12 protein-coding genes are annotated in these 15,317 nt (G+C 44.1%); 9 read left to right on the top strand and 3 right to left on the bottom strand.

Annotated features, from left to right (window positions below; translation table 11 throughout):
• Positions 1–137: 137 nt before the first annotated feature.
• The 3 genes from HMPREF8578_RS0102210 to HMPREF8578_RS06735 all read right to left on the bottom strand — a co-directional run bounded on the left by HMPREF8578_RS0102210 (position 138) and on the right by HMPREF8578_RS06735 (position 7,794).
• Positions 138–4,652 (bottom strand): accessory Sec-dependent serine-rich glycoprotein adhesin, encoded by a 4,515-nt coding sequence (locus HMPREF8578_RS0102210; protein WP_000466181.1) that lies wholly within the window; start codon positions 4,650–4,652, stop codon positions 138–140.
• A gap of 761 nt (positions 4,653–5,413) precedes the next feature.
• Complete coding sequence (locus HMPREF8578_RS06740; RefSeq protein WP_000155105.1) at positions 5,414–6,958, bottom strand: peptide chain release factor 3; 1,545 nt, start codon at positions 6,956–6,958, stop codon at positions 5,414–5,416.
• A gap of 143 nt (positions 6,959–7,101) precedes the next feature.
• Positions 7,102–7,794 carry a YwaF family protein gene (locus HMPREF8578_RS06735; protein ID WP_000468959.1) on the bottom strand — a complete coding sequence of 231 codons (693 nt, stop codon included), beginning with the start codon at positions 7,792–7,794 and terminating at the stop codon, positions 7,102–7,104.
• A gap of 165 nt (positions 7,795–7,959) precedes the next feature.
• On the opposite strand from HMPREF8578_RS06735, the gene gatC reads away from it, so the two are divergent.
• From gatC to nusB, 9 genes are all read left to right on the top strand, one after another.
• A complete protein-coding gene (gene gatC, locus HMPREF8578_RS0102205; RefSeq protein WP_000705419.1) occupies positions 7,960–8,262 on the top strand; it encodes an Asp-tRNA(Asn)/Glu-tRNA(Gln) amidotransferase subunit GatC in 303 nt (100 codons plus the stop codon).
• The gene (gene gatA / locus HMPREF8578_RS06730) at positions 8,262–9,728 is read left to right on the top strand and encodes an Asp-tRNA(Asn)/Glu-tRNA(Gln) amidotransferase subunit GatA (RefSeq protein WP_000143709.1); all 1,467 of its coding nucleotides are present in this window, start codon (positions 8,262–8,264) and stop codon (positions 9,726–9,728) included. Before gatC ends, gatA begins: the two co-directional genes overlap by 1 nt.
• The gene (gene gatB, locus HMPREF8578_RS06725) at positions 9,728–11,173 is read left to right on the top strand and encodes an Asp-tRNA(Asn)/Glu-tRNA(Gln) amidotransferase subunit GatB (RefSeq protein WP_001008649.1); all 1,446 of its coding nucleotides are present in this window, start codon (positions 9,728–9,730) and stop codon (positions 11,171–11,173) included. Before gatA ends, gatB begins: the two co-directional genes overlap by 1 nt.
• Positions 11,174–11,230: 57 nt before the next feature.
• The gene (locus HMPREF8578_RS06720) at positions 11,231–11,626 is read left to right on the top strand and encodes a hypothetical protein (RefSeq protein ID WP_001031998.1); all 396 of its coding nucleotides are present in this window, start codon (positions 11,231–11,233) and stop codon (positions 11,624–11,626) included.
• Between the two features lie 99 nt (positions 11,627–11,725).
• A complete protein-coding gene (locus tag HMPREF8578_RS0102200; RefSeq protein ID WP_000715064.1) occupies positions 11,726–12,670 on the top strand; it encodes a zinc-ribbon domain-containing transport protein in 945 nt (314 codons plus the stop codon).
• An 8-nt stretch (positions 12,671–12,678) separates the two neighbouring features.
• Positions 12,679–13,806, top strand: coding sequence for an SPFH domain-containing protein (locus HMPREF8578_RS06715; protein WP_000505817.1), 1,128 nt, complete (start codon positions 12,679–12,681; stop codon positions 13,804–13,806).
• 80 nt (positions 13,807–13,886) lie between these two features.
• Positions 13,887–14,447 carry an elongation factor P gene (efp, locus tag HMPREF8578_RS06710; protein WP_000568640.1) on the top strand — a complete coding sequence of 187 codons (561 nt, stop codon included), beginning with the start codon at positions 13,887–13,889 and terminating at the stop codon, positions 14,445–14,447.
• A 21-nt stretch (positions 14,448–14,468) separates the two neighbouring features.
• Positions 14,469–14,858, top strand: coding sequence for an Asp23/Gls24 family envelope stress response protein (locus HMPREF8578_RS06705; protein ID WP_000510584.1), 390 nt, complete (start codon positions 14,469–14,471; stop codon positions 14,856–14,858).
• Entirely contained in the window at positions 14,851–15,273 is a 423-nt protein-coding gene (gene nusB, locus HMPREF8578_RS06700; RefSeq protein ID WP_000203659.1) for a transcription antitermination factor NusB, read from the top strand. The genes HMPREF8578_RS06705 and nusB overlap by 8 nt, the downstream gene beginning before the upstream one ends.
• The last annotated feature ends 44 nt before the right edge of the window (positions 15,274–15,317 follow it).

The raw sequence follows: 15,317 nt of genomic DNA, 5'->3' as shown, positions 1-15,317 counted from the left end.
CTATTATACCTTTTCCCCTAGTTTATTTCAAACTCAAAAGAGGATTTTCCCCTTCTCACATATAGAAAAAACCTTTGAAAAATCATGTTTTCAAAGGTTTTCCATTTTACTATTTATTCATTGATTTTTATATCTTATCAATGACTTTCTTGATCGTCATTCTGACTCTTCTTGGCAAGAAGACCGATACCTGTCACAGCTGTCAATGCTCCCAACAAAGCAGATGCTACCGAAGTCGACGCTCCTGTATTTGGCAAGGCTTGTTTCGGCTTGCTTGAAGCGGATTGACCTTGGCTTGCAATGTTTGCCATTGAGAGAGAGGTGCTTGTTAAAGTAGATGTCAGAGTACTTGCTGATGCAGAACTACTAATAGAATCTGAAGTCGAGAGACTAGTGCTAATCGACGTTGACTCGCTCACTGACATACTTGCTGAAATCGAAGCACTTTCTAGAGTCGATTCACTGGCTAACATGCTAGCTGAGAGTGATGCGCTCGTTGAAATAGATTCGCTCACTGATGTACTTGCTGAGATCGAGGCACTTTCCAATGCTAACTCGGCTGCTAGCATACTTGCAGAAGTTGAAGTACTTGTTGAAGCGGATTCGCTGGCGCTCACTGACACAGATTGGCTTGTGCTTACTGAGGCTGATTGGCTTGAGCTTACTGAGGCTGATTCGCTCGAACTTACCGAAGCAGATTGGCTGGAGCTCGCTGAAGCCGATTGACTCGAACTTGCCGATACAGACTCACTCAAACTTACTGAAGCAGACTGACTAGCACTTGCTGATGCTGACTCACTTTCGCTTACCGATGCAGACTGACTTGCGCTGGCTGAAGCTGATTGACTTGCACTTAATGATGCTGACTGGCTAGCGCTTGCTGAGACAGACTGACTCGAACTTGCCGACGCAGATTGACTTGCGCTTACTGATGCGGATTGACTGGAGCTTACAGACGCAGACTCACTCGAGCTCACTGAAGCGGACTGGCTGGAGCTTACAGATGCAGACTCACTCGAGCTCAATGAAGCGGACTGGCTTGCACTCACCGATGCTGACTCACTCGAACTTGCTGAGGCGGATTGACTCGAACTTGCTGATGCGGACTGGCTGGCGCTTACTGAAGCCGATTCACTTGAGCTTACAGATGCAAACTCACTCGAGCTTACTGATGCGGACTGGCTGGAGCTTGCCGACGCTGATTGGCTAGCGCTCACGGACGCTGATTCACTTGCACTCGCTGAAGCTGACTGACTCGCACTTACTGAGGCGGATTGGCTTGAACTTGCTGAGGCTGACTCACTTGCGCTTACTGAAGCCGATTCGCTTGAACTTACTGAGACTGATTGGCTCGAACTTACTGAAGCGGATTCACTTGCACTTGCAGATGCTGACTGGCTTGAGCTTACTGAAGCGGATTGGCTTGAGCTTACTGAGGCTGACTGGCTAGCACTTACTGAAGCGGATTCACTTGCACTTGCAGATGCGGATTGACTCGAGCTCAATGAAGCAGATTCGCTTGAGCTTATAGACGCTGAATGACTGGCGCTCGCTGAAGCGGACTGACTTGAGCTAACTGATGCAGATTCGCTTGAGCTGACTGAGGCTGATTGACTGGCACTCAATGAAGCGGATTCGCTTGAGCTTGCCGACGCTGACTGACTAGCACTTACTGATGCGGATTGACTTGCACTCACTGATGCGGATTGACTCGAACTTACTGAAGCGGATTGACTCGAACTTACTGAAGCGGACTGGCTGGCACTTGCTGAAGCGGATTGACTTGCACTCACTGACGCGGACTGGCTCGAACTTACTGATGCAGACTGACTCGAGCTGACTGAGGCGGACTCGCTTGTGCTTACTGATGCTGATTGGCTGGCGCTCAATGAAGCTGACTGACTCGAACTTGCCGACGCTGATTGACTTGCGCTTACTGAAGCTGATTCACTTGTGCTTACAGAAGCGGATTGGCTGGCACTCAATGAAGCCGATTGACTAGCACTCAATGAAGTTGACTGGCTTGAGCTCACCGATGCGGACTGACTCGAACTTGCTGACGCTGATTGGCTCGAGCTGACTGAAGCTGATTGACTGGCACTCACTGATGCGGACTGACTCGAACTTGCAGATGCTGATTGACTCGAGCTTACTGAGACAGACTGGCTCGCACTCGCTGAGGCTGATCGACTAGCACTGGCTGAGGCGGATTGACTTGAACTCATTGACGCTGATTGGCTAGCACTTGCTGAGGCAGATTGGCTGGCACTCAATGAAGCCGATTGACTCGAGCTTGCAGATGCTGACTGGCTTGAGCTTAATGAGGCAGACTGGCTAGCGCTAACTGAAGCAGATTCGCTTGAACTTATTGAGGCTGATTGACTCGAGCTTACTGAGACAGACTGGCTCGCACTCGCTGAGGCGGATTGGCTGGCGCTGGCTGATTGACTCGAACTTACTGAGGCGGACTGGCTATTACTTACTGAAATAGACGCTTGATTTGGCGTGATTTGTCCATTAAACACATCTGAAACCAAACCATCCACTGTCGTACTTGCAGTCACTGGTCCACTAGGAAGTCGTCCTCCATTGCGATCATATACTTTCTTCAAGTCAGTTGCAGTAAAGGTTACACTAGTCGAGCTCCCCGTTGCCTGTTTGGTAAATGTTTCACCTGCAATTGTTAAAGTAACTGTCCCACCTGGCGCAACCCCATCTACCGTAATCGCTTGATTTGAGAGCCCACCTTTTTCGTTAAGATATTGATTCTCTATCCTTGGCGTCTGAGGGCGCACAGTAAAGCTCACGTCAATTTCATCCGTACTTCCATCTGGATAAGTTACCACCGCTGTCAAAGTATGCCGACCAGCAGACAAATTCGTATTGGTTCCAGATTTCCAAGTATAGGTTGTTCTAGTTCCCTTAGTAATTCCTGTAGTAGGTAATTCTGGTGTCCCTGTAGCATTCGTGATGTACTGACTGGCTTCACCAACAGAAACAGTCCCTGAATTGGCCGTTAGAGTAAAGTTTCGATTCACCTCAGCATTGATAGCTGGTTCGTACTTTTCAGACTGAGCATGGACTTCAAATTGAATTGCGGCAGGGTTGGCTGTTAAATCTTTTACAAGACCTACGTCAGTAGTATTTCCGCTAAAATTACCTTCCTGATCATAGGTGAAAACATAACGAGTCCACAAACTATTTACTGCTTGATTTTTTCCAACAGAACCCGTGATTGAAACGGTGAAAGGATTTGATGCTGTAGCATTTCCATCTTTGGCTAGTTTATTTGTCGGAACAATCATGCTGATACTTTGACCATTACTCGTAGTGAATGAGACAACAGTTGAAGTAGCCGGATAGGCCGCGGGAACAGCAGTAGGAACAAATTTTGCATGTTCAATTCGACCACTGTTATCAGTAAACTCAATGGTCGCAGAAAAATTTTCTTCTCGATAAATTTTAAATTTTTGTCCTTCTAGAACTGCGCCACCTGTAACGGTTATTTTCTGAAGTTCTGGCTTCTCTGTATCCCTAGCAGCTCTGAAGCTAGCGGTATTTGAAGCTTTGGTCAAAGCTTGTCCGTTTCTGCTGTCACGAAGTCCAGAGTTGGCACGTAACACAGCATTTGCAATGCTATTTCGAGCTTCTGTAGCTTTTTGTAGGATAGTGGCAAGGTCAGAAACCTCCCCTTTCAAGGCCTCTGCTATCTCATTCTTCGCTAGACTAGCCTTCGTGATCGCCTCATCCGAGTTTGGAAGTCCCTGCGCTTGAGCTAGAAATTGCCCAATCTCAGCAGACAAGGCCTCTAATTTCTTCCGTTTTTCTTCACTTTGCTTTTCTGTCAAGGCTACAGAAGTCATTGTGAGACTAGATTCAGCCGTCACACCTTCATTCTTTACATGACCAGACTGACTTCGAGGCAAGGATTCTGTAGAAAAATCAACTGCTTTTAATTCTTTTGAAGGTTGTGATTCTTTCACTGTCTCCCGAGCTGACTCACTTGTTTGGTACTGACTTTGAACACCAACTGAAGCTCTCTCTGACAGATTACTATTCGCTTGATTTTGTGTTCCAAGGGATTCACTTGAACTAGCAGTTACACTTTGACTGTTTGCCAAAGATTGACTAGTAGAAGCAGATTGGCTCATCGACTGGCTCATGCTAGAAGAGCTTGAGGCACTGATAGACTGACTCGTAGAGGCAGATTGACTGGCGCTCTGCGAATTGAATTCTGACAATGACTGGCTTTGACTGGTAGACAAAGACAAGCTAGCAGTATCTTGATGATCCTGAGTCGTCCCCAGCACTACTGAATCTCTCGTCGCCAGGGTATCTTTTGATTCGACAGTCTTTTCAACAGCGACTGCATCATTGGCATAAACACGCGTTTGCGTTGCAGCAAAACCACCTAAGATCGTCCCCGTAGCTGCTATCCCTTTCAAGACATCCAAGCCGGTCAACTTCTGACCTTCTTGCTTTTCAACCATTTCTGTCTTTACTTGGCTCGCATCCGCACTTCCACGCATCACCTTAAATAAGCCAAAAAGGGAAGTCGAGGCCCGTAGCCAATGCTTCCCTGATTTGATTAATTTGAACCGAGTTACACGGTCTGTTTCTCTATATTCACCCTTCTGGCGTCTAAAAAACATGTTCATCCCCTCAACTTGAAAAAGATCTATTCACCTATAAAATACTATTTTCTTATTATATACCAAATATACCGACAATTCAATATCTATAACACATCCTAAAGAAAGAAAATGATTTCAAAAATGACTCTATTTCAAATCTATTCTGTTTTTTCAATATAATCTTCATTTTATTATTCTGTTAATATATTTTATTTATTTTTTAACCATTTCTATATGCTTTAAAATTTGAGCAAATAATTCCAATCACTCAGGGAATTGATTTTTATTCAAAATATAGAAAAAGTCCATGAATCAATAGCATCCACAGACTTTTAGGAGTAGAGTATTTAAAGGCAGTTTCACAAATGAATCAATGAAGCCGGTAGCCGATGTAACTTTCTAGCCTTTCCAACAAAAAAATCCACGAATCGAAAGCATTCGCGGACTTTTCTTACAACGCATTTAAGAAAAATGCCATACTAATTAATAGCCGTAATCTACGACACGAAGAGGCGAAAACGATTATTTTTCGCCGATGAATTAGTGAGGCAGGTTGCTAGCCCTCTCACTACCCGTTACAACGGAAAAATCCACGAATATTATCGATTCGTGGATTTTTCCTAGTGAAGCGTTTAGGTAAGCCGATTTTACACTACGACACGGAGTTTGGCAAATCGGTTCTATTTGCCAAACGTAGTTAGTAAGGCAGTTAGCTAGTTCGCCAAATAGCGACTAGCGTCCAACAATTAGGAACTTTAGTTCCAATTGTTGGTGCTGAGTTACATTTTTTCCTCCAACTCAACATCTGGATACTTGTCCGCAAACCAGCGGAGGGCAAAGTCATTTTCAAAGAGGAAGACTGGTTGGTCGAAACGGTCCTTGGCCAAGATATTGCGGCTTGAGGACATCCGTTCATCCAAGTCCTCAGGCTTGATCCAACGAACCGTCTTTTTACCCATTGGGCTCATGACCACTTCTGCATTGTACTCGCCTTCCATACGGTGCTTAAAGACTTCAAACTGGAGTTGTCCGACAGCTCCTAGCATGTACTCACCAGTTTGGTAATTCTTATAAAGCTGAATGGCTCCCTCTTGCACCAGTTGCTCAATCCCCTTGTGGAAGGATTTTTGCTTCATGACGTTCTTAGCAGAAACTTTCATGAAAATCTCAGGTGTAAAGGTTGGCAGTGGTTCAAACTCAAACTTGTTTTTTCCAACCGTCAAGGTATCCCCAACCTGATAAGTACCAGTATCGTAAACCCCGATAATATCACCTGCAACAGCATTGGTCACATTTTCACGACTTTCGGCCATAAACTGAGTGACATTAGATAGTTTGGCAGTCTTACCAGTACGAGGCAGATTGACACTCATTCCACGCTCGAATTCACCTGATACGATACGAACAAAGGCGATACGGTCACGGTGACGAGGGTCCATGTTGGCTTGGATTTTAAAAACAAATCCTGAGAAATCCTTGTCATAAGGGTCCACAATTTCGCCATCTGTTTTCTTGTGGCCATGTGGTTCTGGAGCAAACTTAAGGAAGGTCTCAAGGAAGGTCTGCACCCCAAAGTTTGTCAAAGCTGAGCCGAAGAAGACTGGTGTTAATTCACCCGCTAAAATAGCTTCTTCTGAAAATTCATTCCCTGCTTCTTGCAACAGTTCGATATCGTCCTTAACCTGAGCGTAGAAAGGATTGCTTCCAAAGAGCTTATCCCCTTCTTCCAGACTGGCAAAACGCTCATCTCCTTTATAGAGTTCCAAGCGTTGGTTATAGAGGTCATACAAGCCTTCGAAGGCTTTCCCCATCCCGATTGGCCAGTTCATTGGATAACTCGCAATACCAAGGACTTCTTCTAGTTCTTGCAAGAGGTCCAGTGGCTCACGACCGTCACGGTCCAGCTTGTTCATAAAGGTAAAGACTGGAATGCCACGGTGCTTCACAACCTCAAACAATTTCTTGGTTTGAGCCTCTATACCCTTGGCAGAGTCTACGACCATGACCGCAGCATCCACCGCCATCAAGGTCCGATAGGTGTCTTCTGAGAAATCCTCGTGCCCTGGTGTGTCGAGGATATTCACGCGCTTGCCGTCGTAGTCAAACTGCATCACAGATGAAGTGACCGAAATCCCACGTTGTTTCTCAATATCCATCCAGTCAGATTTGGCAAAAGTCCCTGTTTTCTTTCCTTTAACCGTACCAGCCTCACGAATCTCGCCCCCAAAGTAGAGCAACTGCTCAGTGATGGTTGTTTTCCCAGCGTCCGGGTGGGAGATGATGGCAAAGGTACGGCGTTTCTTGATTTCTTCTTGAATAGTCATAAGTTCTCTTTCTTTGATTCTCTATTTTTAGTTGTTTCAGTAGCTAAGAATAATTTTTACATTGGATTGTACTATTCCTTTCAACTCTCCATTATAGCGGATTTTGGGGAGTTTTTCAATTGCTCATCCGATGAAAAGGCGAGCTAGAGCACAGATTTCACCTGATTTCTCTTTTTCCACCGTTTCTTGAACAAGATATCAAAGAGAACCAGAGCCAGTGAGAGGATGACGGACACAAGAAGGTACTTTAGCCATAGAGGAGCATTCGAGATAAACGGGGTATCTCTTAACAAACCATAATTTCCACCCGTTACCTGATTAACCCCAACTAGAAAGAGATTGAGAATAAAGGTATAGGCCACAATCATATATTTCTTGAGCAAGGTCTTGTCATAGTGATTCATCAAGTAAACCAAGGAATTCACTAGAAGGGCATAGTGCCCAATCAAAAATGAAAAACTGGTGATATGGGGGAAATCATAGGGGTCAAAAACAGGGTAAACCAAAGCAAAGACCGCTCCACTTGCTCCTAAGAGGGCAAAATATTGCTTGCTCCGCCATTTATCTGGCAAGAAAACCACCGCAAACATAGCCAAACGGCAATGGTAAAATGGAAGGCTATTAGAAAATGGAATCCCAAAACCAACATACCAGCTATATAGGGCTAGTAACTGGAGGATCTGAATCCCCTTAAACAAGCGGACAAATTTCGGATTTTTGTGATAAACAAGCGCTCCATAAATACAAAGCACTAATAGGAGCATCATAATCCCATACCAAAAGAGCGAAATGGGAGGAGGGACTGTCTGAGTTCTGGTGATAAATTGATGGAACATATTTCTATCCTAACTCTTATTTTTTCTATTCTCTAGTTTAACCATTATAGCGAATTAAAAGCGATTTTTCAATTTCTATTTCTTTTCAGTTTGGCTCCCTTATTTATAGGAAAATATGGTAAAATAGAACAGACTAAAAATCATCATTTCACGAAAGGATGCAAGATGAAAATTACGCAAGAAGAGGTAACACACGTTGCCAATCTTTCAAAATTAAGATTCTCTGAAGAAGAAACTGCTGCCTTTGCGACAACCTTGTCTAAAATTGTTGACATGGTTGAATTGCTGGGCGAAGTCGACACAACTGGTGTCGCACCTACTACGACTATGGCCGACCGTAAGACCGTACTCCGCCCTGATGTGGCCGAAGAAGGAACTGACCGTGACCGCTTGTTTAAAAACGTACCTGAAAAAGACAACTACTATATCAAGGTACCAGCTATCCTAGATGATGGAGGAGATGCCTAATGACTTTTAATAACAAAACGATTGAAGACTTGCACAACCTCCTTGTCTCTAAGGAAATTTCTGCAACTGAATTGACACAAGCCACGCTTGAAGATATCAAGTCTCGCGAGACAGCTATCAACGCTTTTGTCACTATCGCTGAAGAACAAGCCCTTGCTCAAGCTAAAGCCATTGATGAAGCTGGAATCGACGCGGATAATGTCCTTTCAGGAATTCCACTGGCTGTTAAGGATAATATCTCTACAGACAGTATCCTGACAACTGCAGCCTCAAAAATGCTCTACAACTACGAGCCAATCTTTGATGCGACAGCCGTTGCCAATGCAAAAGCCAAGGGCATGATTGTCGTTGGGAAAACCAACATGGACGAGTTTGCCATGGGTGGTTCTGGTGAGACTTCTTACTATGGTGCTACTAAAAATGCTTGGGACCACAACAAGGTTCCTGGTGGTTCATCAAGTGGTTCTGCCGCAGCTGTATCCTCTGGACAAGTCCGCTTGTCACTTGGTTCTGATACGGGTGGTTCCATCCGCCAACCTGCTGCCTTCAACGGGATCGTTGGTCTCAAACCTACCTACGGAACAGTTTCTCGTTTCGGTCTCATTGCCTTCGGTAGTTCGCTAGACCAGATCGGACCTTTTGCTCCAACTGTTAAGGAAAATGCCCTCTTGCTCAATGCGATTGCCAGCGAAGATGCCAAAGACTCTACCTCTGCTCCTGTCCGCATCGCTGACTTTACTTCAAAAATCGGCCAAGATATCAAGGGAATAAAAATTGCTTTGCCTAAGGAATACCTTGGTGAAGGGATTGATCCAGAGGTTAAGGAAACCATTCTGAGTGCAGCCAAACACTTTGAAAAACTTGGTGCTATCGTCGAAGAAGTCAGCCTTCCTCACTCTAAATACGGTGTTGCCGTTTACTACATCATCGCTTCATCAGAGGCCTCCTCAAACCTGCAACGTTTTGACGGTATCCGTTACGGCTACCGCGCAGAGGATGCGACTAATCTTGATGAAATCTATGTAAACAGCCGTAGCCAAGGTTTCGGTGAAGAGGTAAAACGCCGTATCATGCTAGGTACTTTCAGCCTTTCATCAGGTTACTATGATGCCTACTATAAGAAAGCTGGTCAGGTCCGTACCCTCATCATCCAAGATTTCGAAAAAGTCTTTGCGAATTACGACTTGATTTTGGGACCAACTGCTCCTAGTGTTGCCTATGACTTGGATTCACTCAACCATGATCCAGTTGCCATGTACTTGGCTGACCTCTTGACCATCCCAGTCAACTTAGCAGGTCTCCCAGGAATTTCCATCCCTGCTGGATTCTCTCAGGGTCTACCTGTCGGTCTCCAATTGATCGGTCCTAAATACTCAGAAGAGACCATTTACCAAGCTGCTGCTGCTTTTGAAGCAACAACAGACTACCACAAACAACAACCCGTGATTTTTGGAGGTGATAACTAATGAACTTTGAAACAGTCATTGGACTTGAAGTCCACGTAGAGCTCAACACCAATTCAAAAATCTTCTCACCAACTTCTGCCCACTTTGGAAATGACCAAAACGCCAACACCAACGTGATTGACTGGTCTTTCCCAGGAGTTCTGCCAGTTCTCAATAAAGGTGTTGTCGATGCCGGTATCAAAGCTGCTCTTGCCCTCAACATGGACATCCACAAAAAGATGCACTTTGACCGCAAGAACTATTTCTACCCTGATAATCCAAAAGCCTACCAAATTTCTCAGTTTGATGAGCCAATCGGCTACAACGGTTGGATTGAAGTGGAGCTCGAAGATGGTACGACTAAGAAAATCGGTATCGAACGCGCTCACCTAGAAGAAGATGCTGGTAAGAACACCCACGGTACAGATGGCTACTCTTATGTCGACCTCAACCGTCAAGGGGTTCCTTTGATTGAGATTGTATCTGAAGCTGACATGCGTTCTCCTGAAGAAGCCTACGCTTATCTGACAGCCCTCAAGGAAGTCATCCAGTACGCTGGCATTTCCGACGTTAAGATGGAAGAAGGTTCTATGCGCGTGGATGCCAATATTTCTCTTCGTCCTTATGGTCAAGAGAAATTCGGTACCAAGACTGAGTTGAAAAACCTCAACTCCTTCTCAAACGTTCGTAAGGGTCTCGAATACGAAGTCCAACGCCAAGCCGAAATCCTTCGCTCAGGTGGTCAAATTCGCCAAGAAACACGTCGTTACGATGAAGCTAACAAAGCAACCATCCTCATGCGTGTCAAAGAAGGTGCTGCAGACTACCGCTACTTCCCAGAACCAGACCTACCACTCTTTGAAATCTCAGACGAGTGGATTGAGGAAATGCGAACAGAATTGCCAGAATTTCCAAAGGAACGCCGTGCGCGCTACGTATCTGATCTTGGCTTGTCAGACTACGATGCTAGCCAGTTGACGGCAAACAAAGTCACTTCTGACTTCTTTGAAAAAGCTGTTGCCCTCGGTGGCGATGCCAAACAAGTTTCTAACTGGCTCCAAGGTGAAGTTGCTCAGTTCTTGAACGCCGAAGGTAAAACACTAGAACAAATCGAATTGACACCAGAAAACTTGGTAGAAATGATTGCCATCATCGAAGACGGCACTATCTCTTCTAAGATTGCCAAGAAAGTCTTTGTCCACCTAGCTAAAAATGGCGGTGGCGCGCGTGAATACGTGGAAAAAGCAGGCTTGGTGCAAATCTCTGATCCAGATGTCTTGATCCCAATCATCCACCAAGTCTTTGCGGATAACGAAGCTGCCGTTGCCGACTTCAAATCAGGTAAACGCAACGCAGACAAGGCCTTCACAGGATTCCTTATGAAAGCAACCAAAGGCCAAGCCAACCCACAAGTCGCCCTTAAACTCCTTGCCCAAGAATTGGCGAAGTTGAAAGAAAGTGAGTAATTTACTCTTTATACACTTTTTTCTACTTTTAAAACGAGAATGAGACAAGGAGAATAAATGAACAAATTTTTACGATTGCTATTTGTCTTAGTCATCATCGCTATGTTAGGCGCTTCTATACTACAAATTTTCTTTCCATCCTACATGGGAAGCCACTCCGGGTACGGAATATCTGCTGGTTGGCAACGAGAAATTGGAATATGGAATTTAGCTGTATTGATTATTATTCTCGCTATCAATATTAAATACGATTGGTTCTATCTACGAATCGCACTTCTTGCTCTCATTATTGGCGGAATTGGAATAGGAACAAATCACTTACTCAATTATATGGAGTATCACTCTCCTGTAAATGCTATCGGTGCTTTTGAAAATTACTTGCTAGCAATAGGGTGGATTGTGGGATGGCTCATCGAGCGCCATTCCATAAAGAAGCTAAATGCTAGTAAATAACGCCTAGTATATATTAGATTATTTTTAAAGGTTATTAAATAGTTTAATAATCATTCGAATTCAGAATTCTACCTTTTCAATCATATAGTTAGGAGACACATGAAAAAGTTTTACGCTCTTTTAATGACCTGTTTATTACTTGTTTTTCTATCCGTGCCTCAAATCGTTGATGCGGGTGTCGGACATTCCAGAAGTGGAGGGAGCAGCCGCAGTAGTAGCCGCTCAAGTGGAGGTGGAAGTCGTTCTGGCGGATCATCATACCACTACTACCGCTCTGGATATGGATCATCCTCTAGTAGCTCTACCAACTCATTCGAAATGGGATTGGTATTCCTAATTGTCGCAGGAGTTTTCCTAGTTAGTATCTTTAAAGCTTCGAAGAATAACTCAGAAGATTCAAGTTCAACAGACACTAGTAATGATTCTCAAACGCTCCATCGTCGAGTTGAACACAACACACGGGCCATTAGTCTTGTGAAATACGGAGATCCAAACTTTGACGCGGAAGCTTTCACATCTTGGGTTAAGGAAGTCTACCTTAAATTGCAGGTTGCCTGGACTGAGAAAAATTGGAACTCTGTCCGCGCTTTAGAAAGTACCAGTCTCTACTCCCAACACAGTGCCCAACTCGAAGACCATATTCGTGCTAAAACAACCAATGTTTTAGAGAAAGTTTGTATCGAAAACGTTCGCATCAAGGAGTTCATTGAAAATCCTGACGGAAACGATACCTTAGTGGTGATTCTATCATCAATTTTACGAGACTATGTCATTGACGATGAGACTCGCCGTGTCATTGAAGGAGACCCTAAAAAAGATCTCTTCACCGTGTATCAATTAAACTTTATCCGTCAACACGGTAGCCAAACGCAAGCAGTCAATCCAGACGAAGTTGTGAGCGACCACTGTCCAAACTGTGGCGCCCCATTGAAAATCTCTGCAGTTAGTGAGTGCGACTACTGTGGTGCCAATCTCTCTCGCAGTCCAAACCAATGGGTACTGGATACCTATGATGTTGTGGATGAAGACGAGCTTTATAATTAGGAGGAATTATGGGATTTATACGTGCAGCCTTATCAGCAGGCTTAAATAGTTTTAATGATAGTAAATTCAAGGAAGCCATTGTCCTTCCAGATAATGTCTCTGGCGACGCCTTGGCCGTCAAGGGACAATTACTCACTAAAGATCCAGATGGACGTTCTCGTCACAGCAATCAAAATACAGGCCTCTTGTCAGATGGCAGTGTAGTTATCGTTCCTCAAGGCTATAGCGCTGTTTTGGTAAACAACGGTACCTTCCTTGGTGAAGTTCTCGAAGCTGGTAGCCACGAATGGCAAGCTGGTGATAATGCCTGGCTCCTTGAAAAAGGTGGTTTAAAAGGCACTTGGGAAAACTTTAAAAACCGTTTCTCTTTTGGTGGACAAGTCATCACTCAACAAGAAATCATCTTTATCCGCATGCAACCTATTGCAGGTAATAAGTTCGGCACACAAAATGCGGTTGAATATTTCAGTGAACGTTACCAACAACTGCTCAACATCCGTTTCTATGGCTTGTTTGATGTAAAAATAGCAGACCCCGTCCTCTTCTACGTGAGTTCTGTTAGCCGTCAAATTACTGACGGACAGCCATTCACTCTCCAAGATGTAGCTCAAGGAACGCTCCGTCAAAATATCGCACCAAAAATCGCGATTGCCATTGCCAAATATACCAACGAAAACAAGGTTGATATCTATAGCCTCAATGCCAACCAAGACACCTTTAACGAACTCGCTAAACAAGAGGTCAACAAGGTTTGGACAGGTCTCTACGGGATTGAAGCAACTAATATCTTGCTTGAAGACCTCAGCTACGACCAAGAAAGTCTTGATATCGTTCGTAAGCTTGATAGTGAGCTCGTGGCAATGAAGTACAACACGATTGAAATCGAAGAACGCCGTGCTCGCAACGAAGCGCTTATTGCTGCAGCTTCCAACGAAGGAAATGGCAATGGGATGAACATGTTTATGGGCATGAATCTTGGCCAAACTCTGGGTGGTCAATTAAGCCAACAAGTCCAAAATCAAGCACCGGCTCAAAACACTGGACAAACTGCCAGCAAGAATTTTTACATCGAAGTCGATGGAAAATACGTTCTCGTTACTAAAGACGAAGATGGAAATATCGTACCAGTCAACTAATTAAGCTCCTTCTGACATTTGAGTAATGTTGTCTTTTATGGTACAATAAAGAGTAAATTATTTATTAAAGAGGTAAAAACATGATTGAAGCAAGTAAATTAAAGGCTGGTATGACCTTTGAAACAGCTGACGGAAAATTGATCCGCGTTTTGGAAGCTAGCCACCACAAACCAGGTAAAGGAAACACAATCATGCGTATGAAATTACGTGATGTCCGTACTGGTTCTACATTTGACACAAGCTACCGTCCAGAGGAAAAATTTGAACAAGCTATCATCGAGACTGTCCCAGCTCAATACTTGTACAAAATGGATGACACAGCCTACTTCATGAATACAGAAACTTACGACCAATACGAAATCCCTGTAGTCAACGTTGAAAACGAATTGCTTTACATCCTTGAAAACTCAGATGTGAAGATCCAATTCTACGGAACTGAAGTGATTGGTGTCACCGTTCCTACTACTGTTGAATTGACAGTTGCAGAAACTCAACCATCTATCAAAGGTGCTACTGTTACAGGTTCTGGTAAACCAGCAACGATGGAAACTGGACTTGTCGTAAACGTTCCAGACTTCATCGAAGCAGGACAAAAACTCGTTATCAACACTGCAGAAGGAACTTACGTTTCTCGTGCCTAATCTCTAGAAAGAGGTCATTCTATGGGAATTGAAGAACAACTTGGCGAAATCGTTATCGCCCCACGTGTACTTGAAAAAATCATTGCTATCGCTACTGCAAAAGTAGAGGGTGTACACTCTTTTTCAAACAAATCAGTATCTGACACCCTTTCAAAACTTTCACTCGGCCGTGGCGTTTATCTTAAAAACGTGGACGAAGAGCTCACAGCAGATATCTATCTCTACCTTGAGTACGGAGTAAAAGTTCCTAAGGTAGCGGTTGCTATCCAGAAAGCTGTTAAAGATGCCGTTCGTAATATGGCTGATGTAGAACTCGCTGCTATCAATATCCACGTTGCAGGTATCGTTCCAGATAAAACACCAAAACCAGAATTGAAAGATCTATTTGACGAGGACTTCCTCAATGACTAGTCCACTATTAGAATCTAGACGCCAACTCCGTAAATGCGCTTTTCAAGCTCTCATGAGCCTTGAATTCGGTACGGATGTCGAAACTGCTTGTCGTTTCGCCTATACTCATGATCGTGAAGATACGGATGTGCAACTTCCAGCCTTTTTGACAGAGCTAGTTTCTGGTGTTCAGGCTAAAAAAGAAGAACTAGACAAGCAAATCACACAGCATTTAAAAGCAGGTTGGACCATCGAGCGTTTAACGCTCGTGGAAAGAAACCTCCTTCGCTTGGGAGTCTTTGAAATCACTTCATTTGACACTCCACAGTTGGTTGCTGTTAACGAAGCTATCGAGCTTGCAAAGGACTTCTCAGATCAAAAATCTGCCCGTTTTATCAACGGACTGCTCAGCCAGTTTGTAACAGAAGAACAGTAAAAAGAAAAAGTGTTTGACAAATATCAAACACTTTTTTCTTTGCC

Origin of the sequence: Streptococcus oralis ATCC 49296, from assembly GCF_000185265.1 — a bacterium.
GTDB classification, from domain to species: Bacteria; Bacillota; Bacilli; order Lactobacillales; family Streptococcaceae; genus Streptococcus; species Streptococcus oralis_BC.
Note: the sequence above shows the minus strand (reverse complement) of the source record. Positions and strands in the feature narration are given on the sequence as shown.

Excerpts from the sequence above, each read along its gene's own strand:
- HMPREF8578_RS0102210 (WP_000466181.1), bottom strand. The coding sequence starts at position 4,652 with ATGTTTTTTAGACGCCAGAAGGGTGAATATAGAGAAACAGACCGTGTA.
- HMPREF8578_RS06740 (WP_000155105.1), bottom strand. The coding sequence starts at position 6,958 with ATGACTATTCAAGAAGAAATCAAGAAACGCCGTACCTTTGCCATCATC.
- HMPREF8578_RS06735 (WP_000468959.1), bottom strand. The coding sequence starts at position 7,794 with ATGTTCCATCAATTTATCACCAGAACTCAGACAGTCCCTCCTCCCATT.
- gatC (WP_000705419.1), top strand. The coding sequence starts at position 7,960 with ATGAAAATTACGCAAGAAGAGGTAACACACGTTGCCAATCTTTCAAAA.
- gatA (WP_000143709.1), top strand. The coding sequence starts at position 8,262 with ATGACTTTTAATAACAAAACGATTGAAGACTTGCACAACCTCCTTGTC.
- gatB (WP_001008649.1), top strand. The coding sequence starts at position 9,728 with ATGAACTTTGAAACAGTCATTGGACTTGAAGTCCACGTAGAGCTCAAC.
- HMPREF8578_RS06720 (WP_001031998.1), top strand. The coding sequence starts at position 11,231 with ATGAACAAATTTTTACGATTGCTATTTGTCTTAGTCATCATCGCTATG.
- HMPREF8578_RS0102200 (WP_000715064.1), top strand. The coding sequence starts at position 11,726 with ATGAAAAAGTTTTACGCTCTTTTAATGACCTGTTTATTACTTGTTTTT.
- HMPREF8578_RS06715 (WP_000505817.1), top strand. The coding sequence starts at position 12,679 with ATGGGATTTATACGTGCAGCCTTATCAGCAGGCTTAAATAGTTTTAAT.
- efp (WP_000568640.1), top strand. The coding sequence starts at position 13,887 with ATGATTGAAGCAAGTAAATTAAAGGCTGGTATGACCTTTGAAACAGCT.
- HMPREF8578_RS06705 (WP_000510584.1), top strand. The coding sequence starts at position 14,469 with ATGGGAATTGAAGAACAACTTGGCGAAATCGTTATCGCCCCACGTGTA.
- nusB (WP_000203659.1), top strand. The coding sequence starts at position 14,851 with ATGACTAGTCCACTATTAGAATCTAGACGCCAACTCCGTAAATGCGCT.